Raw genomic sequence first — 26,541 nt, forward strand, 5'->3', positions numbered from 1 at the left:
CCGAACAGGATTCCCAGGAGGTGACGACCATGGCGACGACCACGCTCACCAAGGCCGAGGACCGCACGGCGGTCGGGCACGCCGCCCGCATCGACCACGTCTCGAAGTCCTTCGGCGGACCGGAGGGGCAGCAGCTCGTCCTGGACGACATCACACTCGATGTCGCTCCCGGAGAGTTCGTCACCCTCCTGGGCGCCTCCGGATGCGGCAAGTCGACCCTGCTCAATCTGGTCGCCGGACTCGACCGTCCGACCGCGGGGTCCATCGAGACTCCCGGCGGGCGGCCGGCCCTGATGTTCCAGGAGCACGCCCTTTTCCCGTGGCTGACCGCGGGCAAGAACATCGAACTCGCCCTGCGGCTGCGCGGCGTACCCAAGTCCGACCGCCGCGCCGAGGCGGAGCGGCTGCTCGAACTCGTGCGGCTCGGCGGTGCGCACGGGAAGCGGGTGCACGAGCTTTCGGGCGGTATGCGGCAGCGGGTGGCGATGGCCCGCGCGCTCGCCCAGGACAGTCAACTGCTGCTGATGGACGAGCCGTTCGCCGCACTAGACGCCATCACCCGGGATGTGCTGCACGACGAGCTGACCCGGATCTGGCGCGAGACGAACGTCTCGGTCCTCTTCGTCACGCACAACGTGCGCGAGGCGGTCCGGCTCGCCGAGCGGGTCGTCCTGCTCTCGTCGCGGCCGGGCCGGATCGCCCGGGAGTGGACGGTCGACATCGACCAGCCGCGCCGCATCGAGGACACCGCGGTGGCCGAGCTGTCCGTAGAGATCACCGAAGAACTGCGTGGGGAGATCCGCCGACATGGCCAGCACTGAGACCGCCGCCAAGGACACCGCCCAGGACCTGGCGGGCCTGGAGGCGGGGCTGGACGCACTCGACGCGGTGCGGGTGCGCCGGACCCCGGTCCGCGAGGTGCTGGTGCGCAAGGTGCTGCCGCCGGTCGTGGCCGTGGCCCTGGTGCTCGTCGTCTGGCAGATCCTGATATGGGCGAAGGTCACCGACGACTACAAGCTGCCGTCGCCGTCCCTGGTCTGGAGCGAGGTGACCGATGCCTGGGCGCAGGGCACCCTGCTCGGCTTCATCTGGACCAGTGTCTCGCGCGGTCTGCTCGGCTTCCTGCTGGCGCTGGTCATCGGCACTCCGCTCGGACTGCTGGTGTCGCGCGTCAAGCTGGTGCGCGCGGCGATCGGCCCGGTGCTGTCCGGGCTCCAGTCGCTGCCTTCGGTGGCGTGGGTGCCGCCCGCGGTGATCTGGCTGGGCCTCAACGACAGGATGATGTTCGCGGTGATCCTGCTGGGCGCGGTCCCGTCGATCGCCAACGGCCTGGTCGCGGGCGTCGACCAGATCCCGCCGCTGCACCTGCGGGCCGGGCGGACGCTGGGCGCCACCGGTCTTCGCGGCACCTGGCACATCGTGCTGCCGGCCGCGCTGCCCGGCTATCTGGCGGGCCTGAAGCAGGGGTGGGCGTTCTCCTGGCGTTCGCTGATGGCCGCCGAGATCATCGCCTCCTCGCCCGATCTCGGGGTGGGCCTGGGCCAGTTGCTGGAACAGGGCCGGGAGACCAGCAGCATGTCGATGGTGTTCCTCGCCATCATCCTGATCCTCACCGTCGGCATCGCGATCGACCTGCTGATCTTCAGTCCGCTGGAGCGGTGGGTACTGCGCAGCCGCGGCCTCCTCGTCAAGAGCTGAGTGCGACCATGACCGCTCCGGTGCTCCTCGTCATCGCCCACGGCAGCCGCGACCCACGGCACGCGGCGACCGTCCACGCGCTCACCGCGCGGGTACGGTCGCTGCGCCCGGGTCTGCGCGTGGAGACGGGCTCCCTGGACTTCAACGCACCGTCGGTGCCGAGGGTCCTCGAGCGGCTGACCGTACAGGGGGCGCAGGAAGTCATCGCGCTCCCTCTCCTCCTCACCCGGGCCTTCCACGCCAAGTCCGACATTCCGACGGTGCTGCACGAGGCCCGGGCCAGGCTGCCGCGGCTACGGGTCCGGCAGGCCGAGGTGCTCGGCCCGTCACCGTTGCTGGACTCGGCGCTGGAACGGCGGCTGCACGAAGCCGGGATCCGTCCCGGTGACCGAAGCTCGACCGGGCTCGTCCTGGCCTCGGCGGGCTCCACAGACCCGGAGGCGATCGCAGTGATCGCTGAAATCGCGCGGGAGCTGCGGCACACCGGTTGGTGTTCCGTGCGGCCTGCGTTCGCCTCCGCCACATCTCCCGCGGGCTTCCCCCGTACCGAGGACGCGGTACGGGCCCTGCGGGACGAAGGCGTGCGCCGGGTGGCGGTGGCACCGTACGTCATCGCCCCCGGCCGGCTCCCGGACCGGATCGCCGCAGGGGCGGTGGGCGCGGACGTAGTGGCCGATGTGCTGGGCCCCGCACCGGAGTTGGCCCGGCTCCTGCTGACCCGCTACGACGAGGCCCGCCGCGAGGCGGCCCGCCCCGCGGCACTCACCGCCTGATGCACACCACCGCGCACCACTGCCCGCCCCGCACCACCGCTCCTGACGCGACTCCCGCTCACCCCACGTCCAGCTGCCCCGTACGGGTCCGCTTGAGCTCGAAGAGATCCGGGCTCCCGGCCAGCACCCGGAAGCTGTCGAAGACGCGTCCGGCCTCCTCGCCGCGCGGTGCCGCCCGCAGAACGGGCCCGAACCACACCGCCCCGTCGACATGGATCGTGGGCGTACCGACGTACGCGTCCGCCTCCGGGTCCTTGCCCGCGTCATGGCTTTGCCGAAGCGCCTCGTCGTACGTCTCCGAGTGCGCGGCGGCGGCAAGCGCGGCGGGCAGCCCGAGCTCCGCGAGGGACTCGGCGATCACCTCGTCGAAGTCCTCGTTCTTCTGCCGGTGGATGCGGACGCCCATCGCGGTGTAGAGATCGCGGAGCACGCCGTCGCCGTGGGCCTCCGCCGCGGCGACCGCGACCCGCACCGGGCCGATCGATCTGTCGACCAGGTCCCGGTACCAGTCGGGGAGTTCATTGCCGATGTTGTGCAGGTGGAGACTCATGACGCGGAAGCGGAGATCGATGTCGCGCTGCTGCTCCACCTCCAGCATCCAGCGGGAGGTGATCCAGGCGAACGGGCATGCCGGGTCGAAGTAGAAGTCGACGGCTGTGTTCATGCCCCGACCCTAACGAGACATTGGCACCACCCTTCGGGCCATTCACAACCCAATCGACTGGGCCACTTCGAGGTACGCCCGCTCTCTGCCATCCCCGGATGCGAACCATCGGCAGCTGATCCCACAAGCCGCGCAGACCGACACCGCCGAGACCCGGGCGGTGAACGACTCTCTGGGCCGCCCCGTGCTCAGGCGGCTCCTGTCCAGTGCGGGTCCCGTCCGCTGTGGGCCAGCGCCCGTTCGAACACCGACGCCGTCGCGGGCAGCGTCACCTCGTCGGCGAAGCCGTCGTACTGCCGGTAGAGCGCGGCGGTGCTGTCGACGACGCCGAGCACATAGGCGGCGGCCTCGTCCGAGAGCCGGAACTCCTCCCCGACGGCACGGGCCACGTCCCACCCGTGCAGGGCCGTCTCCTCGATGAGCATCGCCGCGATCTCGGAGGCCGGGGAGGCCGATCCCCCGAGATCGACCTCCCCCTCCCAGACGGCCGGGTCCGCCCAGGCCGCGACGGCGCGGTCCAGTTGCTCCGCGTACTGCTGCGCCCAGTCGGCGTCGGCGGTGAAGTCGCGAGCGGTGAGCTCTTCCGGGAGGTCCTTGCGCAGGGCCCGGTGCTCCAGGCCGTGGGAGGTGTACAGCACCCAGTGGTTGACGAGCCCGCGCACACCCCAGTCACCGCAGGGCGTGTTCGGCGCGTCGAGCTGCTCGGCGCTGATGGATCGGGCGATACGGGCCGCCTCGGCGGCGACTTCGGTCATGTGCGCGTGCTCGTTCTTCATGCCGCCCAGACTATGACCGCCACCCACCCCCGGATTGAAGAAAAGCGACACACCCCGCACCGGCCCGGTCCGGCCCGGCCAGGAGTGTTCCGGTGCGCGCCCGGCCCCGGAGCCCGACGGGCCCGGGTGCGGGGCGGGCGCAGGGCCCGCCCCGCCCGCACCCGGGCGGGGCGATCAGCGGCCGTGAGCGGGGGGTGCGCTCAGCGAGTTCGTCACCGAGCCGGTTCCAACCACCGTAAGTTCTGGATGCGTTGTCGCATGCGCTCGAAGAACGCGTTCTCGTAGGCCTCCGACTCGGCAAGCAGTTCCTGATGGAACGTCCAGGCATCGACGCCGACATCGCAGGAACACGCGGCGCATCGGTACCGGCCGGTTCGTGACCGGCCGGACCTCCGAGTACACCGGGGGCAGTTCATCGACCTCCACGTACCCGGGCGGTTGGGTGTTCCCGCAGCCCCAGCACGTCCACCAGCCGCCGACGTTCTGACTCATCTGGTTGCCGCATTTGGCACACTTCACGGTGCCGTCCTCTCTCGCGGATGGGTGTGGCAGAGACAGACGCAGTGCAGACGTTCCGTCACGCTGTCGACCGCGGATATCGTCTGCCTGCCGGAGCGCGGGCGGTACGCCCCGACCCTTACGAGGTTGGCGGCCGGGCGGCACTCCGGAGTTCGGGAAGCGCCGCTGAAGGAGCGCGGTGCACCCGCGCCGGCTCGGTCCAGCACCGGTCGCGAGGGAGAGGGCGGGAGTGTCCCCGAGGGATCCGAGGTCTTCGCAGGGACGGTCCCGGCTCTCGGCCGGATGATCGGCGCCCGCCCGCGCGGGTCGGCCTCGTACGCCTTGGTCGTCGTCATCGTCATCGTGGGTACGCCCCTGTCGCAACCAGTGAGTTGAGTACGGACGACCGTAGGGATGGCGTGTGCGTACACACCAGCGAAGTGCAGTTATGCGCGCACACTTCCCTCGTTAGGGATGCTCGACGCGCGCGACCTTGACGGACCCCGTCCGCCGTGCGGCGACGACGCACCGACCGCACGCCACGTGGGCGGAGACCACCTGCTGAGCACCGGCGCCTGCCCTCGATGCCGCTCGGCACCGTCCCGGCCGACAGGCGGTGGGGGCAGCGGCCGGTGCGGCAAGGCTTCAGCCGTTCGCCATCCCGCCGACCGCCGGCCGCCATCCCGGCATTCGGTCACGCTCGTACCGTTCCGCCGGTCGAATCGATCAGCATCCTGGAGGGAACATGCGAGACCGCGTACGGATCGCCTGCCGCACAGCGGCGGTAGCCATCGCGCTGGCGGCAGCGGGGGGGAGCTCTCGCCGTCCCGGCGGTTGCCGCGCCGGCCGGGATCGCGCGGGCCGCGGCGGCGCCGGCGCCGACCGGCCTGGCGTACAGCTATGACGCGGCCACCGAGCTGGTGACCGTCAGCTGGGATCCGAAGGACCCGGGCGACACGGTGACGACCGGCTATCGCGAGGGGGGTTGCAGCGGGCCCTCGACCGCCGACGGGCCGTGCTTCGTACGGGCCTCGGGGCCGTTGCTGACCGGCAACTCGTTCACGTTCCGCTCGGCCCCGGGCCGGACGGTCTACTTCCGGGTGTACGCGGAGAACGCTGCGCACCAGAAGACCGGCTCGGCGATCCTCACCATCACCACCTGAGGCGGCCCGGCATACGGGCGGACGGCTGCCGTCGGCCCGGCATACGGGCGGACGGCTGCCGTATGCCGTGCTCCGGAGGTGGTGACGGCCCGACCGGTCGGCCGGTCACCGCGAGTCGAGGTTCTAGGATTGCGGGATGCCTTCCATGCCACGGCCACTCGATGAGACGTTCCTGCTCGGCGGCGAGGTGCCCGTACGCCGGCTCGGCTACGGCACCGCTCAGCTGACCGGCCCCGGATACTGGGGTCCGCGCGGCGAGCGGAAGGATGCCGTGGCCGTGTTGCGGGCGGCCGTCGAGCAGGGCGTCACGCTCGTCGACACCGCCGACAACTACGGGCCGGGGCTGGCCGAGGAGCTCGTCGCCGAGGCGCTCCACCCGTACCGCGACGAGCTGGTGATCGCGACCAAGGGCGGCGTGGTGCGCACGAGCGACGACGCCTGGCACGTCGCGGGCCGTCCGGAGGAGTTGCGGGCGATGTGCGAGGCCAGTCTGCGACGGCTGCGGACCGACCGGATCGACCTCTATCAGCTGCACCGGCTCGACCCGGAAGTGCCGATGGCCGACCAGCTGGGCACTCTGGATGCGCTGAGGCAGGAAGGTAAGATCCGGTACATCGGTCTGGACACCCTCACCGCCGGCCAGCTGGAGCAGGCTCTCTCCCTGACCGGGATCGCCTCGGTGCAGAACCGGTTCAATCTCCTCGACCGTTCGTCGGACGCGGTACTGAAGGTGTGCGAGGCCCACGGCCTGGCCTTCCTGCCCTGGTTCCCGCTGGCCAACGGCGCTCTGACCGGCGACGCCGCCGCAGCGCTCGCCGGTATCGCCGATCGGCACGGTGCCACCCGCGGGCAGATCGCCCTCGCCTGGCTGCTGCACCGGTCCCCCGTGCTGTGCCCGACTCCGGGCACCGGTTCGACCGTCCATCTGGCGGAGAACCTGGGGGCCCGGGAGATCCGGCTGTCCGCCGAGGACCTGAGCAGCCTGGAGGCGCTCGCACCCGCATGAAGGAGTACCCGCACGTGACCGCACCTCGCACCACCGCACCCCGTACCGCCACGGCCGGCACCGTCGCGGGCCCCGACGTCTCCGACATCCCCGCCCCCGCCCTTGCTCCCGGGACGGGTGCCGATGCCTGCGCCGTCCCGGTGATCCGGGCGGACGGTGTCTCGCTCGTACGGGAGGGCAACACGCTGCTCGACTCGGTCTCGCTGACCGTGAGAAGCGGTGAGCACTGGGCGCTGCTCGGTGCCAACGGTGCAGGCAAGAGCACGCTGCTGGGGCTGCTCGGCGCGGTCAACCACCCCACCCGGGGTTCGGTGGAGGTACTGGGACGCACCCTCGGCCGGGTCGATCTGCGGGAGCTGCGGTCGCTGCTCGGGCATGTCGATCCGCGTCATCCGCTGCGTTCCCCGCTGTCGGTGCACGAGGTGGTGCTGACCGGCCTGACCAACTCGGTCCAGCCGGTGCCGCGCCGGTCGGTGAGCGAGGAGCAGCGGGACCGGGCGGAACGGCTGCTGAGGACGCTGGGCATGGGCGGCAAGTCAGGGGCGCGCTGGCCTGCGCTGTCGCAGGGTGAGCGGGGCCGTACGCTCATCGCCCGCGCGCTGATGCCGCAGCCGCGGCTCCTGCTGCTCGACGAGCCGGCCACCGGTCTGGATCTCGCCGCGCGTGAGCAGTTGCTCGACAGTCTGGACGAGCTGCGCGAGGAACATCCGGAACTGGCGACGGTCCTGGTCACCCATCATCTGGAGGAGCTGCCCGCGTCCACCACGCATGCGCTGCTGCTGCGGGGCGGCCGGTGTCTGGCCTCGGGACCGGCGGACGAGGTACTGACCACGGACCGGGTCAGCGACTGTTTCGGGCATCCGGTGAAGATCTCCCGCACGGACGGCCGGTGGGCGGCGCGGGCACAGCGCTTCGTCCGGCCCCGGGCCGAGAAGGCCCAGGCCCGCACGGCCTAGGGTCTTTCGTTTGGATCGGGCCGGATCAGGCACCGGGGCACGCGAGCCCGGCATGATCCAAACGAGAGGCGCTAGGCGTTGACCGCGTCGGGGCCGGTTCCCGCGGCGTCGCCGAACGGTGTCGCCTGGTGGAAATAGAGTCCCCAGCCTCCTCCGGTCAGCCGCCACACCGAGCTGCGGTGGGCGAGGCGTCCCTTCGTCTCGGTGTCGTACGTGAGGTGGACGAGGTCATGGGCGAGCTGGACCCCGTTCATCCGGAACGCGGTCATCTGGCCGGGGCGCGGGGCTTCCGCCGACGTGAGTGAGGCGATCATGGTGTCGCGGTCCCAGACCCGGCCGCACGCGTCGATCTCTCGGTAGTCGGGGTGCAGCACCTGGAAGAGGAGTTCGGTGGAGGCGCGCACGGCCGGATCCAGGAGGCGCAGCTCGCCCTCGACCGCCGCGGCCACGCCGGGGGACGGTTCGGTCATGCCGGGGCTCCGTCGTGTGTGGGTCTGCCGTCTGCTGTTCCGGCGTGCGCCGTCCCCGGGGGTGCAGTCATCCGCACCAGCGTTTCCACGGTGTTCCAGTTGCGCGAGGTGGCGACGAGCCCCTTGGTGACAGAGGCGCGGGACAGCGCGTCGGCGAGCTTCGAGCGGCCCAGTCCGTCGGGAGCGTAGAGGTAGAGCGCGCGGTCGCCGAGGGCGAATGCCTCGGGGAGGAAGGCCGCCGGGTCGATCCGGGCGAAGCGGTCGGCGTCGACCGGTTGGTCGTAGTACGTGATGTGGAGCTGTCTGCCTTCGAGTTCGGCGGCCGGGAACGGGCAGACCGCCGCAACTGCCGCCAGGTAGGCGCCGTCCCGGACCAGGCAGGGGACGGGGAAGCCGAACCGCTTCTCGATCGCCTGCTCCAGTTCGGCGGCGAGTGCGTTCTCGTCGTCCGACGCGCTGCTGAAGACGGCGTTGCCGCTCTGCAGATGGGTCCGGACGTCGCCGTGTCCCAGTCCGGTGAGCAGCGTGCGGAGTTCGGCCATCGGGACCCTCTTGTGGCCGCTTACATTGATCCCGCGCAACAGCGCCGCGTACATCGTCATGGGCACACCATAGGACGGTCTCTTCGTACGGAGCGGCCGCCGCGCCCCGTGGGGGAGGGCGCGGCGGCCGCCGATTCCGTTGTGCCGGGCATCCTTCGCCCGGTCACGGCTGCGGGGTCGGTTACTCGACGACCTTCAGCAGCTTGTTGGGGGTGCCCTCGGTCGCGTTGGAGATCGCGTCGGGGGTGGCTCCCTCGGTCAGCGCGGTGGCGACCTCCTCCGGCGTGGCGTCCGGGTGGCCGGCGAGGTAGACGGCGGCGGCACCGACGACGTGCGGGGTCGCCATGGACGTACCGGAGATGGTGTTGGAGCCGTCGTCGCTGTCGTTCCAGGACGAGGTGATGTCCGAGCCCGGTGCGTAGATGTCCACGATCGAGCCGTAGTTGGAGAAGTCCGACTGCTCGTCGTCCACCGTGGACGAGGCGACCGTGATGGCCTCCGGGACACGGGCCGGGGAGCTCTCGCTCGCGTCGGCGGATTCGTTTCCGGCGGCCACCGCGAAGGTGACTCCGGACGCGATGGCCTTCTGGACCGCGGCGTCGAGCGCCTCGTCCGCGCCGCCGCCGAGGCTCATGTTGGCGACGGAGGGGCCCTCGTGGTTCTCGGTGACCCAGTCGATGCCGGCGACGACCTGCTCGGTGGTGCCCGAGCCGGAGTCGTCGAGCACCCGGACGGCGACGATCTTGGCCTTCTTGGCCACGCCGTAGGTCGAGCCGGCGATGGTTCCCGCCACGTGGGTGCCGTGGCCGTTGCCGTCGTCGGCGCTGTCGTCGTTGTCCACGGCGTCGTAGCCCGAGCTGGCCCGGCCCTCGAACTCGTTGTGCGTGGTGCGGACACCGGTGTCGATGACGTACGCGGTGACGCCCTCGCCCGCGCTGTCCGGGTAGGTGTACGCGTCGTCGCCGGCCGTCTCGGTCTGGTCGATCCGGTCCAGGCCCCAGGACGGCGGGTTGTCCTGGGTCTCGTCGATGTGGAACTTCTTGTTCTGGACGACCTTGGACACGGCCGGGTCGGCCGCCAGGCGCTTGGCCTCGGTGAGCGAAAGGCCGCTGGCGGAGAAGCCGTTGATGGCGGAGCTGTAGTTGCGCTTCAGCTTGCCGCCGTACTCCTTGGCGAGCTCGGCCTTGTCGGCCTTCTCGTTCAGCATGACGATGTAGCTGCCCGAGACGGCGTTCGCCGCGTCGGCGCCGTAGACGACGCCCATCGCGGGAGCGGGGGTGGCGCCGGCGAGCGAGGAGTTGAGCAGGGTGACTCCGGCGGCCGCGGCCACCGCGGTTATCGCTGCGGTCAGCTTGATACGGCGTGCGCGCTTGTGAATTGCCATGAAGAGGGGTCTCCTCGTCATTCTTTGTGGGGGGATTGACCCCCGGCCGGAAGATCTCCGGGGGTTGGCTCGAAACCCTCGCCGATTGACGCGCCCAGATCAAGACCTTCATGCGGCTGTGACTTACTCAACAAAGTTTCGTAATAAGAAACCGGCCAGTCACCCCCAAGTCGGGCACCGTCCCCCCAACATCCGCCGCACGCACCGGGGTTACGGCCCGACCGGCACACTTCGCACCCGGGAAGACGAACCCCGTCCGGCCGTGCGGCCGGACGGGGAGGCGGCCGGATTCCACCCCCGTGTTCACAGAGCCCTCACGTGATCACCAAATTGAGTTCGGGGCCGTGTTGCGGGGCCGGCGTTACGTGGGCCGACGTTACGGGCCTTTACGGTCGGGGCCGGTCAGGGACGGACGATCCGGACGTCGGCGACCCCCATGAGACCGGCGAGCGGCACCTTCGCCGCGCTCTGCTCCGGACTCACCGTCAGACCGTCGCCGCGCAGCATGTCGAGCAGCATCTCGGCGAGCGGCATCACCATGTGCCGGCCCCAACAGCGTTCGGAGGCATGCCCGAACGGGAGGTAGCCGGGCTGGTCGTCCGGGTCGAGACCGTCCCAGCGCTCGGGGCGGAACTCGTCGGGGTCCTCCCAGAGCGCGGGGTCGCGGTGGCTCAGCAGCGGCAGGAGCAGGATGTCGTCGGCCGCGCCGATCCTGGGATCGAGGGCCGGGTACTCCGGCGACGCCTTCCGCAGGATGTTCCAGGAGGGCGGCAGCAGTCGCATGGCCTCGTACAGGATGTTCTGGTTCGAGGTGTCGTCGTCGAAGGGCGATCCGAGCCAGAGCGCGTTGGCGACGAGCGTCGAGACGGTGAAGCAGACCGGGGCCGCCGCCCGCCGGTAGAGCCCCATCGCGTAGCGGCGGTCGCTGTAGTTCTCCGCCTCGGCGGTCAGGCCGGCGATGGCGGAGACGGGTGCGCCGGGGCGGAGCCGGCCAGGCAGCGCCGCCCCGGCGGCGATGACCGTCCAGGTGAGCTTGGGCGTCAGCTCCAGCGCGCGGTCCATGAGGACGCGCAGCCGGTACGGGTCGCCCGTGAGGACCAGATCGCGCAGGAACACGTGGCCGACGTGCGGCCATTGGCCCGCAAGGTCGACCGTCCCGACGGGCTTCTTCAGCGCCGCCCGGACGTCCCGGCCGATGGCCTGCATGACGGTGGACGCCTCGGTGCGCGGGATGGAGCGCCCGTGCAGGGGCTTGAACGTGGGCCGCTCGTCCTCGGTGGCCGGCCTGGCGGCGAGGATTCGGTCGGTCAGCTCGGCCCCGGCCACTCCGACGGTGCCGGGGTCGAGGCGGAAGACCTCCTCGCCCCGGTGGTCTCGCAGGAGCGCCTGGAGTCTCGGCGCGAAGACGACTTCCCGGGCGCGGCTGCCGGTACCGGACATGTACATCGGTGGTCTCCAAGAAGCGGGAAGGGCCCGCGCCCGGCGGGCCGATGAGGCCTGGCCGGACACGGGCCCGAATCGACTGACCGTGTCCCTCGAAACGACGGACCGCCTGTCGGCCTAGTACCAGTGGTACCAGGCGTACGCCTTCAGGCTCTTCTCCGGCGTCATCTTGTCCTTGAGCAAGAAAAGGAACTTCATAACAGCACCTCCATCTTTTACTCTGAATTTGCATTCCGGCGGGCATGACTTGAGCCGCTCGCGACACCAACACCCCGCCCTGGGCCAGGAATTAAGTGCCGCTCACCGCCGAAAGGAGTGAAGCCCAGCGTGAAAGGTGTTGTCAATGACTTCTTTTCACGGAAAGCGGCAACGCGTTCAGTTTTTCGGCAATCCCCCGGCAGGTGTGGGGGTACCGACCGGAACACCACGTCACCAGGCAGGACGTGGAGTCCATACCGGCACGGGCGCGCGGACACAAGGGCCTGAAGAGGCTGATTCACGCCGTTGAATGTCTGAATCGCCGACATCGGGGAATGCGGGGAATCGGGGCCGGTATCCACGAGCGATTTGCCGGACACTTTCGGTTACCTCACCGAAAGAGACGTACCGGTCGGTAATAGGAGGCCGGCCCGGGCGAGCACTTCTTGGCCCATGAAACTGGATCGGCACCGCGAAGCCCTCCCTGCCGGGGCCCACGAGCGTGCGGGCGCCGACGGGGAGGGCTTCGGGGTGACTCAGCGCTGATAGCGGGCCAGGACCCGGTTCCCGTCGTCCACCAGACGCTTCCTCAGTTCGTCCGCCCCGATGGCCCCGCTGTAGTACTCCTGGAGGGCCGGTGTGGCGACCTTGTCCTTCCACTCCGGGTAGCCGCGCACCGACTGGGCGGGCGCCGGGCGGAGCGCCTTCGCGACGGCCGCACCTGTCGCCCAGCCGTTCTCGTCGGTGTGCAGGGACGGGTCGGCGAGGGCCGCGGTGCCGGTCGGGAGCATCCAGTCGCCCTTCGCCAGCCGCACCATGTTCGGCGGCCGCAGCATGAAGTCGATGAACTGCGCGGCCTCCCTCTTGTGCGAGCTGGCCTCCGAGACGGACAGGGTCTGCGGACTGACCCCCTGGGCGAGGCCCGCGCTGCCCGCGGGAGCCGGCAGGACCGTCCACTCGAAGCCCTCGGGGGCCTGCTCGACGACCTGCTGGCGGTACGAGAAGCCCAGCGGAACCATCGCGTACTTGCCGCCGAAGAACCCGGGAAGGGTGTCGGATCCGCCCATGCCGAGTGCGGTGCGCGCGGCACTGCGGTCGGTGTTGACCTGGTCGTGGATGGTGCCGGGGACGATCCGGTCGCCTTCGCCCGCGCGGATGGTGACCTTGCCGTCGGCGCCGCGGTGGAAGAGCCGGCCGCCGCCCGAGAGCCCGAGGTTCAGCGTGACGGAGACCGGTTCCTTGAGCGGCCAGGCGATGCCGTACCGCCCCTTGCCCGTCAGCTCCGCCGTGACCCGCCGGAACTCCGGCCAGGTCCAGGGGCGTTCGGGCGTCGGGATACGGACCCCCGCCTCCGCGAGGATCTTGGTGTTGGCGATCAGGACACGGGGCTCCTGGAGGAACGGCACTCCGTAGACGCCGTCGCCGAAGGTGGTGGTGGACCAGCTCTGCTGCGGGATGTCTGCGGTCAGCCGGCCGGGAAGGAGCCCGCGCAGGTCCGCGAGGTAGCCGCTGTAGGCGAAGTCGGCCAGGTCGTCGGAGGCGTCGTGGATGATGTCCGGTGCCTCGTCGCCCTCGAAGGAGGTGAGCAGCTGGTCATGGACGGTGTCCCAGCTGCCCTGGACGTAGCTGACATGGATGTCCGGATGGGCCTCGTTCCACTCCTTCACCAGCTGCTTGTTGGCATCGACGGACTCCTTCTGCCAGGCCAGCGACTGGAAGGTGAGCTCGATCCGCCCGTTGTCGCCCCCGCCGTCGTCCGTCCCCGAGCAGCCGGTGAGCAGCAGGGCCAGTGCGGTGGCCGCCGCGGCGGCCGTCCTTCGCAGGGATGCCCGCATCAGCTCTTCACCGCCCCGGCCAGCATGCCGCCCGTGATCCGCCGCTGGATGATCGCGAAGATGACCAGCGAGGGCAGGGTGGCGAGGAACGCGGCGGCGGCGAGCGGCCCGAGATCGGCGGCGCCCTCCGCACCGATGAAGTGGGTCAGTACGACCGGCAAGGTCTGCTTCTCCGGTGTCTTGAGCAGGACGAGCGCGAAGAAGAGCTCGTTCCACGCGGTGATGAAGGCGAAGAGCGCGGTGGCGACGATGCCGGGGGCCAGCAGTGGCGCGGTGACCGAGACGAGTGTCCGCAGCCGGCCCGCTCCGTCGACCGCGGCGGCCTCCTCCAGCTCGGCGGGCACGGCCCGTACGTATCCGACCAGCATCCAGAGCGCGAAGGGCAGCGCCCAGACGACGTACACCACGATCAGCCCCCACAGGGTGTTGATCAGATGGAGGTTCTTCAGGATCAGGAAGAGAGGAATGATCAGCAGGACGAGCGGGAACGCCTGGCTGATCACGACCCAGCCGGTGGCCGCAGCCGAGAGCCTGGAACGGCGGCGGGCCATCACGTACGCCATGGGCGTGGCGACGAGGACCGCGATGAAGGCGGCGCAGAGCGCGGCGATCAGCGAGTTGGCGGCGGCCTGGAGCAGCGGCTGTTCGTCGAACGCGGCGCGGAAGTTGTCGAGCGTCGGGTTCTCGGGGATCCAGGTGGGGTGCAGGGAGCCCAGCTCGCGGGGAGGTTTGAAGGCGGTCGAGATCAGCCACAGGAACGGGAACGCCAGGAAGACGAGGTAGCCGAGGAGCGCGGCGTACTGTCCGGCGCGTGCCGCTCTGCCGGTGCGCAGGCTCATCGGTCCTCGCCTCCCCTGATCCGGCCGGCGAGATACACCGCGAGGATCACGGAGATCACCGCGACCATCACGCAGCCCATCGCCGCGGCGTACCCGAACTGTCCGTAGTGGAAGGCCTCTTCGTACGCGAAGAGCATCGGAAGCCGGGTGCGGCCGCCGGGTCCGCCGTTGGTCAGTACGTAGACCAGGGCGAAGGAGTTGAAGTTCCAGATGAAGTTGAGCGCGGTGATGGAGAGCGCGACGGGCCTGAGCACCGGCCAGGTGACGGTACGGAAGCGTCGCCAGGCGCCGGCGCCGTCCAGGGCGGCCGCCTCGTGGAGTTCGTGCGGGGTGTTCTGCAGCCCGGCGAGCAGGGCGACGGTGGTCTGGGGCATGCCGGACCAGACTCCCACGACGATCACGGCGGGCAGGGCGGTGGCGAGACCGGTGAGCCAGTCCCGGCCGTCGCCGAGGCCGAGGTCGCGGATGGTCTCGTTGAGGATGCCCGCGTCCGGGTTGTAGACGAGCCGCCACATGAGGCCCACCACCACCTCGGGCATCGCCCACGGAATGATCGCCAGGGCCCGTGCCAGCCAGCGCAGCCGCAGGTTCTGGTTGAGCAGCAGGGCGAGGCCGAGGGCCAGGACGAACTGCGGGACGGTGACACCGAACGCCCAGACCAGACCGATCCGGAACGAGTCCCAGAAGAGGGTGTCGTGGAGCAGGTCCTGGAAGTTCAGTGCGCCCACCCACTGGGTGGAGCGGGTGCGGCCGGACTGGGCGTCGGTGAAGGCCAGCGCGACGCCGTAGAGCAGGGGGCCGACGCTCAGGACCAGGATCGGGATCAGCGCGGGCAGCACCAGGAACCAGGTTCCGACGCTCCGGTTGACCGGCCGGGAGCGTCCGTCCCGCGGGCCTCCGGGCGGGCCATGCCTCCCGGAACGTACGGTTGCACTCGCCAATGTCACGAATCCGCCCCCTTGCGTCATTCGATCGGATTCATACCGTTCTGGCCGCTCAGGTGGCCTCCGTCATCGTGCTGACGGGCCGTCGGTTCGTCAAGCGGGCCTGCACGGATGCGAAAATCGGAGTCATGAACGAGATGCGTGCGCGTGAGGTGCTGACCGCTGCCGGGCTGTCCGGCGGTGCGGAGCTGCTCGCGATGGGTGAGAACGCGGTGTTCGCGGTCGGCGACCTGGTGGTCAAGGTCGGCCGGGACGCCGTGCGCAACCCGGAACTGCGGGACCGGGCAGAACGCGAGGTGGCCGTCGCCCGGTGGCTGGCCGCCTCGGACGTCCCCGCCGTACGGGCCGCCGAGCCCGCGGCGCGCCTGGTCGAGGGGCACCCCGTGACCCTCTGGCACCGGTTGCCCGATGCCGTGCGCCCCGCCGAGCCGCGGGATCTGGCACCGCTGCTCACCCTGGTGCACGCGCTGCCCGCCCCGGACGGCCTCGCCCTCCCGCGCCGCGACCTGCTGGGCGGGGTCGAACGCTGGCTGCGGCTCGCGGGCGACGCGATCGACCCGGCCGACGCCGACTATCTGCGGGAGCGCCGCGACGGCTTCGCGGCGGCCGCCGCCGCTCTGGTCCCCCATCTGCCGCCGGGGCCGATCCACGGCGACGCGCTGCCCCGCAACGTCCATGTCGGTCCGGACGGTCCGGTGCTGGTCGACCTGGAGACCTTCTCCGCGGATCTGCGCGAGCACGATCTGGTGGTGCTGGCGCTGTCCCGGGACCGGTACGGCCTGGCGCCCGAGGCGTACGACGCCTTCACCGCCGCCTACGGCTGGGACGTCCGTGAGTGGGAGGGCTGCGCGGTGCTCCGCGGGGCCCGGGAGACGGCCAGCTGTGCTTGGGTGTCCCAGCACGCGCCGGCCAATCCGAAGGCGCTCGCGGAATTCCGCCGCCGGGTGGCCTCACTGCGTGACGGTGACACGGCGGTGCGGTGGTATCCGTTCTGAGCGCCGCCCGCTGACCCCGGGGGCGGGGCCCGGCCGTCAGCCGGCGGCCACCCCGGCCGGCTCCCGCAGCGGCCAGTGGCCGTCGATCACCGCGTCCGCCGTGCCCTTGCGGCGCAGGAACTGCTGGAAGTCCGCCGCCCACTGCGCGTACCACTCCACCTGGCGCTCGTGCAGCTCGGCGGCGGTCAGCTCGGCCACCGAGCCGTGCCGCTCGGCTATGGCGTACGCCACCCGGACCGCGGCCAGCGCGTCCGCCCCCGCGTCATGGGCACCGCCGTGCACCACTCCGTACTCGACGCAGACCGCCTCCAGGTTGCGCTTGCCCTTGCGGTAGCGGTCGACCGCCCGGTCGATGGTGTACGGGTCGATGACCGGGCCGATCCCGGCCCCGTCGAGCCGGTCGCTCAGCGACGGCAGCCCGTGCCGCCGCAACTCCGCCGTGAGCAGCGTCAGGTCGAAGGCCGCGTTGTACGCGACGACCGGCACTCCCTGGCGCCAGTAACCGGTGAGGGTTTCGGCGATCTCGTCGGCCACCTCGCGCACCGGCCGGCCCTCCGCCGCCGCCCGCTCGCTGCTGATGCCGTGGATCGCCGAGGCCTGCGCGGGGATCCGGATGCCCGGATCCGCCAGCCAGGCGCGCTGCCGCACCGGCTCCCCGTCCCTGCCGCCGACGCCGACGACCGCGGCTGTCACGATCCGGGCCTCCAGCGGTTCCGTGCCCGTCGTCTCCAGGTCGAAGCCGACCAGCGCCTCCCGGTGCCAGCTCATCCCGTACCTCCTTCGTGGTGCTCTCCCCCAGGTGATGACCACCCTCGCATGCACCACTGACAACGCGGTGGCGGCCCCTCAGGAGACGGGCCGGGAGTCCGCCCACACCGACTCGAACTCCTCGCGGTACGTCTCGAAGAGTCCGCGTTCGTTGTCCTGCCCCGCCCGGACCACGGCGCGGCCGCCGCCGCGCAGCACCAGCACGGGCGCCTCCATGCCGCGTGCGCGCCGCAGATAGGTCTGTACGACCCCGACCGCGTCGGTCCCGTCGCCGTCGACCAGATAGGCCGTGAAGCGCGGGGTCTCGTCGAACACGTGGATCTCGAAGGCGCCCGGGTCGCGGAGCTTGGAGCGGACCCGGCGCATATGGAGGATGTTCATCTCCACCGACCGGCTCAGCTCCCCCTTCTTCAGTCCCAGCTCCCGCTCCCGGCGCTTGACCGCGCTGCTCGCCGGGTTGATGAAGAGCAGCCGGACCCGGCAGCCCGACTCCGCGAGCCGGATGAGCCTGCGGCCGGAGAAGTTCTGCACCAGCAGGTTGAGCCCTATGCCGATCGCGTCGAGCCGGCGCGAACCGCCGAAGAGGTCCTCGGCGGGCAGCTGGCGCTGGAGCCGCACCCGGTCGGAGTGGACGGAGACCACGTCCGCGTACCGGTCGCCGACCAGCTCCTCGACGGCGTCGACCGGGAGCCGGTCGGCCGAGGGGACCGCGGCGCCGCTGCCCAGGATCTCCAGGAGCCGGGCGGAGGCGCGCTCGGCCTGGGCAAGGACCGCCTCGTTCAGTGCGCGGTTGCGGGAGACCACGTTGCGGGCGACCTCCAGCTCGTCGAGCGCCAGCTCCACCTCCCGCCGGTCGTCGAAGTACGCCTCGAAGCACGGCCAGTGCTGGACCATCAGCTCACGCAGCTGGGGCAGCGTGAGGAAGCTGAGAACGTTGTCGTCGGCGGGGTCCAGCAGATAGCCCTTGCGGCGCGAGACCTCGCGCACGGCGACGGCGCGCTGCACCCACTCCTGTCCGGCGGGCCCGGCCGCGGCCACCACCCAGTCCTCGCCGTGGACCGGCTCGTAGATGGGCCGGAGCACCGCGGCGACCACGGCGCGCAGCCGCTGCTCCACGAGATTCAGCCAGATGTAGGCCCGCCCGGCCCGCTGCGCGCGCGTACGCACCTCGCTCCAGGCGTCCGCTCCCCAGTCCAGCTCCGCGCCGATCTCCATGGGCTGCGCAAGCGATACCGCCCCTGGCGGGACATCGGTGGAGTCCCCCTCGTGACCCGGGTCACCTGGGGGCAGCTCGAATCCGCCCGAGCTCACCCGCGCACCGCCTTCCACTCCCCCACCAACGATCAAGGAAGGGTACTCCGGGAGCGGGATCCGGTGCAGCCGGATGCACATGCTGCTTCGTCAACTCCCCTACGGCGCAGGCACCTTCCCGGCAGCGAGATCTGCCGTAGTGAGGGGATTCATAGTGATTGACCACCCCATCCGGGGCCCTGCACCGGGCGAGCACCGGTTCGCGGGGTCCGGATCCCGGTTCCGGGCGACACGGAGAGGCCCGATGTTGACCGGACCGCGTGACGTCCTAGGTAGCCGCACCTCTTTCGGGGAAGATCTGGCTCGGAGCCTGTCGGGTGGCCGCCCGGCCGGAGGCCGCCCGACAGGCTCCGGGGCCCGCCCGGCGGATCAGGGGCCGGACGGACCCCGGCAACCCGCGAGCTCCAGGCACCCGGATCAGTAGTGGAAGGGTCGAACCCATGCAGGTCTGGCCGGGACAGGCGTATCCCCTCGGTGCCACGTACGACGGCGCCGGGACCAACTTCGCGGTCTTCTCGGAGGCCGCCAGACGAATCGAGTTGTGCCTGCTGCACGACGACGGTTCCGAGACGGCGGTGGAGCTCAGGGAGACCGACGCCTTCGTCCGCCATGCCTATCTCCCCGGAGTGATGCCCGGTCAGCGGTACGGATTCCGGGTCCACGGACCGTACGAGCCGGAGCGCGGCGCCCGCTGCAATTCGGCCAAGCTGCTGCTCGACCCGTACGCCCGTGCCGTCGCCGGGCAGATCCGGTGGGGCGAGGCGGTGTACGGCTATCCGTTCGGCCGCCCCGACGCGCGCAACGACCTCGACTCGGCGCCGCACACCATGACCTCGGTCGTGGTCAACCCGTACTTCGACTGGGGCGACGACCGGCGCCCCCGTACGGACTACCACCGCACGGTGATCTACGAGGCCCATGTGAAGGGTCTGACGATGCTCCACCCGGGGCTGCCGAAGGAGCTGCGCGGCACCTACGCGGGGCTGGCCCACCCGGAGGTGATCGCCCATCTGACGGAACTGGGCGTCACGGCGATCGAACTGATGCCGGTGCACCAGTTCGTCCAGGACCACCGGCTGGCGGACGCGGGGCTCGCCAACTACTGGGGCTACAACACCATCGGTTTCTTCGCCCCGCACAACGCCTACGCCTCCTGGGGCGACCGGGGCGAGCAGGTGCTGGAGTTCAAGCAGGCGGTACGGGCCCTGCACCAGGCCGGCATCGAGGTGATCCTCGACGTGGTCTACAACCACACCGCGGAGGGCAACCACCTGGGTCCGACGCTCTCCTTCCGGGGCCTGGACAACGCCTCGTACTACCGGCTGGCGGACGACCAGCGGTACTACATGGACACCACGGGGACCGGGAACTCCCTGCTGATGCGGTCGCCGCACGTGCTCCAGCTGATCATGGACTCGCTGCGGTACTGGGTGACCGAGATGCACGTGGACGGCTTCCGCTTCGATCTGGCGGCGACCCTGGCCCGGCAGTTCCACGAGGTGGACCGGCTGTCGTCGTTCTTCGACCTGGTGCAGCAGGATCCGGTGGTCAGCCAGGTGAAGCTGATCGCCGAACCGTGGGACGTGGGTGAGGGCGGCTACCAGGTGGGGAACTTCCCGCCGCTGTGGACCGAGTGGAACGGCAAGTACCGGGACACCGTGCGGGACCTGTGGCGGGGCGAGCCGCGCACCCTCGCGGAGTTCGCGGGGCGGCTGACCGGGTCGTCGGACCTGTACCAGGACGACGGACGGCGGCCGCTCGCCTCGATCAACTTCACCACCTGCCACGACGGATTCACGCTGCACGACCTGGTCTCGTACAACGACAAGCACAACGAGGCGAACGGCGAGGGCAACCGGGACGGCGAGAGCCACAACCGGTCCTGGAACTGCGGCGCGGAGGGGGAGACCGACCGGCCGGAGGTCCTCGACCTGCGGACCCGGCAGATGCGGAACTTCGTCGCCACGCTGATGCTGTCGCAGGGCGTGCCGATGCTGAGCCACGGCGACGAGTTCGCGCGTACCCAGCGGGGCAACAACAACGCGTACTGCCAGGACAGCGAGTTGTCGTGGGTGCACTGGCCCGACCCGGACGAGCCGGCGCAGGACGGCGCCGACCGGGACGGGCCGGGCGCCGAGGGCAGCAGTCTGCTGGAGTTCACCCGGGCGATGGTGTGGCTGCGCCGCGACCATCCGGTCTTCCGGCGCCGCCGGTTCTTCCACGGCCGTCCGGTAGAGGGCACGCACGACGAGCTCTCGGACATCGCCTGGTTCACGCCGGAGGGCGACGAGATGACACAGCGGGACTGGCAGGCCGCACACGCCAAGGCGCTGACGGTCTTCCTCAACGGTCACGCGATCTCGGAGCCGGGTCCGCGCGGCGAGCGGATCTCCGACGACTCGTTCCTGCTCATGTTCAACGCGAGCGCGGAGACGCTGGAGTTCTCCGTTCCGGTGAATCACGGACGGCAGTGGCTGGTCGTGGTCGACACCGCGCGCCCGGTCGGAGTCCTGCCCGGCTCGGGGCCGAAGGTGGCGGCGGGCGATCGGGTGACGCTGGTGGGGCGCAGCATGGCGGTGCTGCAACGGCCCGCGTAGGCCCGGGGACCGTCCCGCCCGGTGGCCGGGCACACCGCCGGTCGAGCCCTTTGCGGCGTTCCGTGACACAGAAGCCGCCAGGCTGGGTACGAACGTCGGCATGACGCCCACCGCCACCTACCGGCTCCAGCTCCAGCCCGACTTCCCGTTCTCGGCCGCCGGAGACGCGGTGCCGTATCTCGCCGCGCTCGGCGTCTCCCATCTGCATCTGTCCCCGGTCCTCGAAGCCGTGCCCGGCTCCCGGCACGGCTACGACGTCGTCGACCACGGCCGGGTACGTGCCGAGCTCGGCGGTGAGCAGGGGCTGCGGGAACTGGCCCGCACGGCGCGCGAGCACGGTCTCGGGCTGATCGTGGACATCGTGCCGAACCACATGGCCGCCGTCCCCCGCCACAACCGCGCGCTGTGGGAGGTGCTGCGGGAGGGCCCCGGATCGCCGTACGCCCGCTGGTTCGACATCGACTGGGCGGCCGGCGGCGGGAAGGTGCTGCTGCCGGTGCTCGGCGGGCCGATCGGCGACGAGATCGGCGGGCTCCGGGTGGACGGCGAGGTGCTGCGCCACGGCGAGCAGGAGTTCCCGCTGCGGACCGGCACCGCCGAGCTGCCGCTGCCTGAGCTGCTGGACGCCCAGCACTACCGGCTCGGCTGGTGGCGGCTGGCCCGTACCGAGCTGAACTACCGGCGGTTCTTCACGATCTCGGAGCTCATCGGTCTGCGGGTGGAGGACCCCGAGGTCTTCGCCGCCACCCACGGCAAGATCCTCGAACTGATCCGGGACGGTGTCGTCGACGGGCTGCGCATCGACCACCCCGACGGACTGGCCGAGCCCGCGGCGTACCTGGAGCGGCTCTCGGCGGCGACCGGCGGGCGGTGGACGGTGGTGGAGAAGATCCTCACCGGTGGCGAGCCGCTGCCCTCGGACTGGGTCGTCGCGGGGACGACCGGGTACGACGCCCTGCACCGCGTGGACGGCCTGTTCGTCGACCCGATGGGCGCCGCGGAGCTGGTCGGCCGCTACCGGGAGTACGCGGGGCCCGCCGGTGACCGCGGCGGCTACTGGACGGCGACCGTCCGCCGCGCCGCGTACCGGGTGGTGACGCACGAGCTGGCCGCCGAGACCGAGCTGCTGACCCGGCTCGCGGCGCGGATCTGCGCGGCCGACCCCGCGCTGCGCGATCACGCCCCGTGGGCGCTGCACGCCGCCGTGCGCGAACTGCTGGTGCGGGTGCCCGTCTACCGCCCGTACGTGACGGCCGGCGGGCCCCGCACGCGGACGGCCGAGGAGACGCTGCCGGACGCGGTCGTGCGGGACGCGAAGGCGATGTTCGCCGTCGCCCAGGAGGCGTCGGCCGTCGATGTGGTCCGGGAGCTGGCGCTGGGGCGGCTGGGAGAGGGGCCCGAGCGGGCGGCGTTCTGTTCCCGTTTCGCCCAGACCGCCTCCGCGTTGCGCGCCAAGTCGGTCGAGGACACGGCGTTCTACCGGTACGTGCCGCTGATCTCGGCGAACGAGGTGGGCGGCGACCCCGGGCAGCCCGCGGTGACGCCGGAGGAGTTCCACGCGTTCTGTGCCCGGCTGGCCCGCGACTGGCCGGCCACCGGCACGGCGCTGACCACCCATGACACCAAGCGGAGCGCCGATGTACGGGCCCGCGTCGCGGTGCTGACGGAGTGCCCGCAGTCGTGGTCCGGGCTGCTGACGGAGCTGGAGCGGGCGACCCCGGCCACCGCTCCGGACCCGCAGCTCGCCTGGCAGGCCTGGCAGACGGCGGTGGGCTGCGCGAAGCTGCCGGACGGCGAGATGGCGGGCCGGCTGGAGCCGGCGCTCCTGAAGGCGGTACGCGAGGCGGGGCTCTTCACCAGCTGGACCGAATCCGATCCGGCGTACGAGCGGGCGGTGACGGACTTCGTCGCGGCCGGGCCGGCCGCCGGCGGCGGTCCGGTGCGCGAGACGCTGGAGCGGTTCGCGAGCACGCTCGACCCCTATGTGCGGGCCAATGTGCTGGGTGCGGCGCTGGTGCAGCTGACCATGCCGGGTGTGCCGGATCTGTACCAGGGCACGGAGCGGGAGTACCTGGCGCTGGTCGACCCGGACAACCGGCGGCCGTTCCGTGAACCGGCCGGGGACGCGGCCCCCGGCGAGAAGCACGAGCTCACGGCGGCCGCCCTGCGGTTGCGGCGCGAGCGGCCGGAGGTGTTCGGCGAGTCCGGTACGTACGCCCCGCTGAGCGCGCACGGCCCGGCGGCCGCGCACTGTCTGGCGTTCTGCCGCTCGGGCGAGGTGGTCACCGCGGTGACCAGGCTGTCGTTGCGGCTGGCGGAGTCGGGCGGCTGGCACGACACGGAGCTGGTGCTGCCGGACGACGGGCCGTGGGCCGATCTGCTGGCACCCGGGCGGGAGTTCACCGGGGGCTCGGTCGCGCTCGCGGAACTCTTCGACGGCCGGCCGGTGGCGCTGCTCAGCCGGGCCGGACGAGGAGGGCCCGCGGGCCGCGGGTGAGCAGCCCGGTGCCGGCCGGGCGGAACCCGTCCGCCCAGCGGAGCCCGGGCATCGCGTCGAGCAGCGCGCGCAGTCCGTGCCGGGCCTCCAGCCGGCCGAGCAGGACGGCGGGGCAGGAGGCGGGTCCGGTGAGGGACCGGCCCTGGTCGCGGCGGAAGGGGTCGAAGAGGTCGGGGGCGGCGAACCGTTCCGGATCGCGGCCGGCCGCGCCGATCAGACAGGCGACATCCGCCCCGGCGGGCAGGGCGCCGCCGCTGAGGGCGACCTCGGTGACGGTGCGGCGCAGCACCACCTGGACCGGTGGGTCGCGGCGCAGCGACTCCGTCCAGGCCCGGTCGGCCAGGGCGGGTTCGACGCGCAGGGCGGCGAGGACGTCGGGGGCGTCCAGCACATTGGCGAGGAGGGAGGCGAGCGCTCTCTCGCGCAGGCCGGTGTGCCGGGTGCAGGGTGTGGCCGCGGTGGCCGGCGCGGTGCCGGGCGGGGGCCCGTACGCGATGCCGGGCGTGGTGCCGGACAGCCGGTCGTGGTGGCGTCGGGCGCTCGTGCCGGGCGTGGTGCCGAAAGGCAGCCAGCGGCAGAACTCCTCGACGAGATCGGCCTGTTGACGGGACGCGATCCGGCGCGCAAGCACGTACGCGGTCCGCTCGATCCGTGCGGCCGTGTGACATGGCACTGTCGCGGGGTCCGGCGCGTGATGCGACACCGGACCGGGAGTCGCCCCCCGCTGTTCGCGGGGCGCGCAGCGGGGGGCGCCGTGGCAGAGCCCGAGCGGGGCGGGGGCGCCGGAAGGTGCGTCGTCGTGTGGGAGGCCGGTGAAGCGAGGGTCGGCGAGGGCCGTGGCCACGTCCGCGTACCGGCTGACCAGCCAGGCGCCCAGGGGCGCGTCGTAGCTGAGCGGGTACTCCTCGCGCAGGACCCGGTAGAGGCGGTACGGGTCGCGCGCCGCGCCGGGTGCGAGCAGGCTGGGGCCGACGCTCGGGCCGAGGCCGCGCACCGGGCGGCCGGTTCGGCGGCCGAGGACGGGTGCGGGTATGCCTTCCGGCACGTCGGCCTGCATCCGTACCCCCGGGGCGTCAGGGCGCCGGTGTACGGCGCGGTTCCCTCCAGGGGACCACCGGCAGGGGCGTCGCGCAGTGGGAGTACGGCCGCACGGGTGAGGACGGTACGCCCGTCCGGGCGGTCTCAGCCCGTCGGCGTACGGGAGCCGACCGACCCGTGGTCCACGAGAAGGTCCGTGAACGCGGCGGCGGCCCCCGTGAATTCCACGCGGGAGAAGACCGCCGGCCGACGCCGCCACGGAGGCTCGACGGCGAGGACCGCGCAGTCCTCGCCGACCGCTCCCCCGACGACATGCGCCGGAGCCGTGGTGACTCCGACCCCGGCCGCCGCCATCCGTACCGCGGTCGACGTGTGTTCGGTGCGCACCGCCGTACGGGGTGTGAAGCCGGCCTCCCCGCAGACCAGGTCCAGGAACGGCCGGCCCTGGACCACGGGTTCCATCGCGCAGCGCACCCAGGGCCGGTCGGCCAGCTCCTCCAGACGGACCGAGGCGCGTCCGGCGAGCGCGTCGTCGAAGGGCACCACCAGGACGATCTCCTCCTCGCCGACCGGGACGACGGGCCCCGGCCGGCGCGCGGGCGGGTGGCCGACGGCGAGGTCGGCGGTGCCGCGTTCGAGCTGTTCCGCCAGGGCTTCGGGCGAGGCGTACTCGTGGAGGACCAGACCGACGCCGGGACGCACCCGGCGCCAGCGCGCGAAGACGTCCGGGAGGATGCCGACGGCCACCGCGTGCACCGTCGCGATGTGCAGCTCACCGCCCTCCGCACCCCCGCCGCCAGCGCGGCAGCCGTTCGAGGAGGGCACCGCCGACGGTCCGCTCCAGGGCCTTGATCTGGTGGGAGAGCGCGGGCTGGGTGACATGGAGGAGTTCGGCGGCCCGGGTGAACGACGACTCCTCGACGACCGTGAGGAAGTACTCCATCTGCCGCAGGCTCAAGGCGATCTCCCCGGGGGCCGTATCCATAAGGACCGCGCATCGGAGCCACAGAAACATTGCCTTGGACTCATGGCAAGGACCGGGCGGAGGCTGTGATCATGACGCGGACAGCGGATGCAACGGCTACGAAACTGAACGGGACCGAGACCGACGTGCTGGTGATCGGGGGTGGTACGGGCGGATACTCCACCGCTCTGCGGGCGGCCGCTCTCGGCCTGGAGGTGGTCCTCGTGGAGCGCGACAAGGTGGGCGGCACCTGTCTGCACCGGGGCTGCATTCCCAGCAAGGCGATGCTGCACGCCTCCGAACTCGTGGACGGCATCACGGAGGCCGGGGAGCGGTGGGGGGTGAAGGTGACCCTGGACTCGTTGGACTGGCCGGCCCTGGTCGCCACCCGGGACGACATCGTGGCGCGCAACCATCGCGGGGTGGTGGACCACCTCGCGCACGCGGCGGTCGAAGTGGTGCACGGCAGCGCCGAGTTGACCGGACCGCGCAGCGCGTACGTCACCGGTCGCGGCCGAGCGGCTGCTCGTCGCGGTGGGGCGCGTGCCGGTGACCGGGGGGCTCGGTCTCGCCGCGGCGGGGCCGGCCACCGACGAGCGCGGTCATGTGGCGCCCGCCGACTGGTCGCGGCTCGAAACCTCCGTGCCGGGCATCCATGTGGTGGGCGATCTGCTGGCGCCGCCGTCCCCCGGCCTGGCCCACGCCTCGTTCGCGGAGGGGATGCTCGTCGCCGAGACGCTGGCCGGACTGCGTTCGCCCGCGGTGGACTACGCCGCCGTCCCCCGGGTCACGTACTCGTCCCCGCAGACCGCCGCGGTGGGTCTGACGGAGGCCCAGGCCCGTGACGCCGGGCACGACGTCACCGTGGGCAGCATGCCGCTGACCGCCGTGGCCAAGGGGATGGTGCACGGGTGGGGTGGCATGGTGAAGGTGGTCGCCGAGCGGGGCGGCCGGGTCCTCGGGGTACATCTCGTCGGGCCGCAGGTATCCGAGATGATCGCCGAGAGCCAGCTGATCGTCGGCTGGGACGCCGAACCCGCCGATGTGGCGCACCACGTCCACGCCCATCCGACGCTCTCCGAGGCGGTCGGCGAAGTCTTCCTCACCCTCGGCGGGCGGGGGTTGCACCAGCGTTCCTGAGCCGGACCCCGCCGGGCCCGGGAATGCCTCGAAGGGGCCGCG

The 26,541-nt window shown here is 71.6% G+C and carries 22 protein-coding genes and 2 pseudogenes; 10 read left to right on the forward strand and 14 right to left on the reverse strand.

Annotated elements, in window-relative coordinates; genetic code table 11:
- The first annotated feature begins 29 nt into the window (after window positions 1-29).
- From OHA19_RS09220 to OHA19_RS09230, 3 genes are read left to right on the forward strand one after another with little or no spacing between them, the layout of a single operon-like run.
- Window positions 30-821: an ABC transporter ATP-binding protein gene (locus tag OHA19_RS09220; RefSeq protein WP_405717626.1), complete on the forward strand. Its 792-nt coding sequence runs from the start codon at window positions 30-32 to the stop codon at window positions 819-821.
- Window positions 808-1,698, forward strand: a complete 891-nt coding sequence (locus OHA19_RS09225) for an ABC transporter permease (RefSeq protein ID WP_405717624.1) — start codon at window positions 808-810, stop codon at window positions 1,696-1,698. Before OHA19_RS09220 ends, OHA19_RS09225 begins: the two co-directional genes overlap by 14 nt.
- Window positions 1,699-1,706: 8 nt before the next feature.
- Window positions 1,707-2,471, forward strand: a complete 765-nt coding sequence (locus OHA19_RS09230) for a sirohydrochlorin chelatase (protein WP_405749869.1) — start codon at window positions 1,707-1,709, stop codon at window positions 2,469-2,471.
- A 58-nt stretch (window positions 2,472-2,529) separates the two neighbouring features.
- On the opposite strand, the gene OHA19_RS09235 is transcribed toward OHA19_RS09230, so the two are convergent.
- Together OHA19_RS09235 and OHA19_RS09240 are read right to left on the reverse strand one after the other, a co-directional pair.
- Window positions 2,530-3,135 carry a DsbA family protein gene (locus OHA19_RS09235; protein WP_405749870.1) on the reverse strand — a complete coding sequence of 202 codons (606 nt, stop codon included), beginning with the start codon at window positions 3,133-3,135 and terminating at the stop codon, window positions 2,530-2,532.
- Window positions 3,136-3,323: 188 nt separating this feature from the next.
- Window positions 3,324-3,911 carry a TIGR03086 family metal-binding protein gene (locus tag OHA19_RS09240; RefSeq protein WP_405717616.1) on the reverse strand — a complete coding sequence of 196 codons (588 nt, stop codon included), beginning with the start codon at window positions 3,909-3,911 and terminating at the stop codon, window positions 3,324-3,326.
- 1,418 nt (window positions 3,912-5,329) lie between these two features.
- On the opposite strand from OHA19_RS09240, the gene OHA19_RS09245 reads away from it, so the two are divergent.
- The 3 genes from OHA19_RS09245 to OHA19_RS09255 all read left to right on the forward strand — a co-directional run bounded on the left by OHA19_RS09245 (window position 5,330) and on the right by OHA19_RS09255 (window position 7,534).
- Window positions 5,330-5,572 carry a hypothetical protein gene (locus OHA19_RS09245; RefSeq protein WP_405717613.1) on the forward strand — a complete coding sequence of 81 codons (243 nt, stop codon included), beginning with the start codon at window positions 5,330-5,332 and terminating at the stop codon, window positions 5,570-5,572.
- A gap of 136 nt (window positions 5,573-5,708) precedes the next feature.
- Window positions 5,709-6,578 (forward strand): aldo/keto reductase, encoded by an 870-nt coding sequence (locus OHA19_RS09250; protein ID WP_405717611.1) that lies wholly within the window; start codon window positions 5,709-5,711, stop codon window positions 6,576-6,578.
- An 86-nt stretch (window positions 6,579-6,664) separates the two neighbouring features.
- Window positions 6,665-7,534, forward strand: a complete 870-nt coding sequence (locus OHA19_RS09255) for an ABC transporter ATP-binding protein (RefSeq protein WP_405721953.1) — start codon at window positions 6,665-6,667, stop codon at window positions 7,532-7,534.
- A gap of 71 nt (window positions 7,535-7,605) precedes the next feature.
- On the opposite strand, the gene OHA19_RS09260 is transcribed toward OHA19_RS09255, so the two are convergent.
- The 8 genes from OHA19_RS09260 to OHA19_RS09295 form a co-directional block, all read right to left on the reverse strand.
- Window positions 7,606-8,004 (reverse strand): DUF4440 domain-containing protein, encoded by a 399-nt coding sequence (locus OHA19_RS09260; RefSeq protein ID WP_405717608.1) that lies wholly within the window; start codon window positions 8,002-8,004, stop codon window positions 7,606-7,608.
- Entirely contained in the window at window positions 8,001-8,606 is a 606-nt protein-coding gene (locus tag OHA19_RS09265; protein ID WP_405749872.1) for a DUF1697 domain-containing protein, read from the reverse strand. The genes OHA19_RS09260 and OHA19_RS09265 overlap by 4 nt, the downstream gene beginning before the upstream one ends.
- Before the next feature lie 121 nt (window positions 8,607-8,727).
- The gene (locus OHA19_RS09270) at window positions 8,728-9,930 is read right to left on the reverse strand and encodes a S8 family serine peptidase (RefSeq protein ID WP_405717603.1); all 1,203 of its coding nucleotides are present in this window, start codon (window positions 9,928-9,930) and stop codon (window positions 8,728-8,730) included.
- Between the two features lie 402 nt (window positions 9,931-10,332).
- Window positions 10,333-11,376, reverse strand: a complete 1,044-nt coding sequence (locus OHA19_RS09275; RefSeq protein WP_405749873.1) for a cytochrome P450 — start codon at window positions 11,374-11,376, stop codon at window positions 10,333-10,335.
- A 114-nt stretch (window positions 11,377-11,490) separates the two neighbouring features.
- The gene (locus tag OHA19_RS09280; RefSeq protein WP_350985409.1) at window positions 11,491-11,571 is read right to left on the reverse strand and encodes a tryptorubin family RiPP precursor; all 81 of its coding nucleotides are present in this window, start codon (window positions 11,569-11,571) and stop codon (window positions 11,491-11,493) included.
- A gap of 536 nt (window positions 11,572-12,107) precedes the next feature.
- Entirely contained in the window at window positions 12,108-13,406 is a 1,299-nt protein-coding gene (locus OHA19_RS09285; protein ID WP_405749875.1) for an ABC transporter substrate-binding protein, read from the reverse strand.
- Window positions 13,406-14,245, reverse strand: coding sequence for a carbohydrate ABC transporter permease (locus OHA19_RS09290; protein ID WP_405717595.1), 840 nt, complete (start codon window positions 14,243-14,245; stop codon window positions 13,406-13,408). The genes OHA19_RS09285 and OHA19_RS09290 overlap by 1 nt, the downstream gene beginning before the upstream one ends.
- The gene (locus tag OHA19_RS09295) at window positions 14,242-15,213 is read right to left on the reverse strand and encodes a carbohydrate ABC transporter permease (protein ID WP_405717592.1); all 972 of its coding nucleotides are present in this window, start codon (window positions 15,211-15,213) and stop codon (window positions 14,242-14,244) included. Before OHA19_RS09295 ends, OHA19_RS09290 begins: the two co-directional genes overlap by 4 nt.
- Window positions 15,214-15,317: 104 nt before the next feature.
- On the opposite strand from OHA19_RS09295, the gene OHA19_RS09300 reads away from it, so the two are divergent.
- Window positions 15,318-16,184: a phosphotransferase enzyme family protein gene (locus tag OHA19_RS09300; RefSeq protein ID WP_405749877.1), complete on the forward strand. Its 867-nt coding sequence runs from the start codon at window positions 15,318-15,320 to the stop codon at window positions 16,182-16,184.
- Window positions 16,185-16,220: 36 nt separating this feature from the next.
- Here OHA19_RS09300 and OHA19_RS09305 read toward each other — a convergent pair whose 3' ends face one another.
- Complete coding sequence (locus OHA19_RS09305) at window positions 16,221-16,952, reverse strand: 3'-5' exonuclease (protein ID WP_405717587.1); 732 nt, start codon at window positions 16,950-16,952, stop codon at window positions 16,221-16,223.
- A 78-nt stretch (window positions 16,953-17,030) separates the two neighbouring features.
- A complete protein-coding gene (locus OHA19_RS09310) occupies window positions 17,031-18,263 on the reverse strand; it encodes an SAV2148 family HEPN domain-containing protein (RefSeq protein ID WP_405717585.1) in 1,233 nt (410 codons plus the stop codon).
- 440 nt (window positions 18,264-18,703) lie between these two features.
- Here OHA19_RS09310 and glgX point away from each other — a divergent pair, with 440 nt between their 5' ends.
- Window positions 18,704-20,860: a glycogen debranching protein GlgX gene (gene glgX, locus OHA19_RS09315; protein ID WP_405717583.1), complete on the forward strand. Its 2,157-nt coding sequence runs from the start codon at window positions 18,704-18,706 to the stop codon at window positions 20,858-20,860.
- A 100-nt stretch (window positions 20,861-20,960) separates the two neighbouring features.
- A complete protein-coding gene (gene treY, locus OHA19_RS09320; protein WP_405749879.1) occupies window positions 20,961-23,357 on the forward strand; it encodes a malto-oligosyltrehalose synthase in 2,397 nt (798 codons plus the stop codon).
- Here treY and OHA19_RS09325 read toward each other — a convergent pair.
- Window positions 23,317-24,414 (reverse strand): cytochrome P450, encoded by a 1,098-nt coding sequence (locus OHA19_RS09325; RefSeq protein WP_405717579.1) that lies wholly within the window; start codon window positions 24,412-24,414, stop codon window positions 23,317-23,319. The genes treY and OHA19_RS09325 overlap by 41 nt on opposite strands.
- A 125-nt stretch (window positions 24,415-24,539) precedes the next feature.
- Window positions 24,540-25,353, reverse strand: a pseudogene (locus tag OHA19_RS09330) (LysR family transcriptional regulator).
- A 98-nt stretch (window positions 25,354-25,451) separates the two neighbouring features.
- Between OHA19_RS09330 and OHA19_RS09335 the strand changes: the two are divergent.
- A pseudogene (locus OHA19_RS09335) lies at window positions 25,452-26,499 on the forward strand (dihydrolipoyl dehydrogenase family protein).
- Window positions 26,500-26,541: the final 42 nt, after the last annotated feature.

It is taken from the genome of Streptomyces sp. NBC_00012 (assembly GCF_045040875.1).
Lineage (GTDB): Bacteria > Actinomycetota > Actinomycetes > Streptomycetales > Streptomycetaceae > Streptomyces.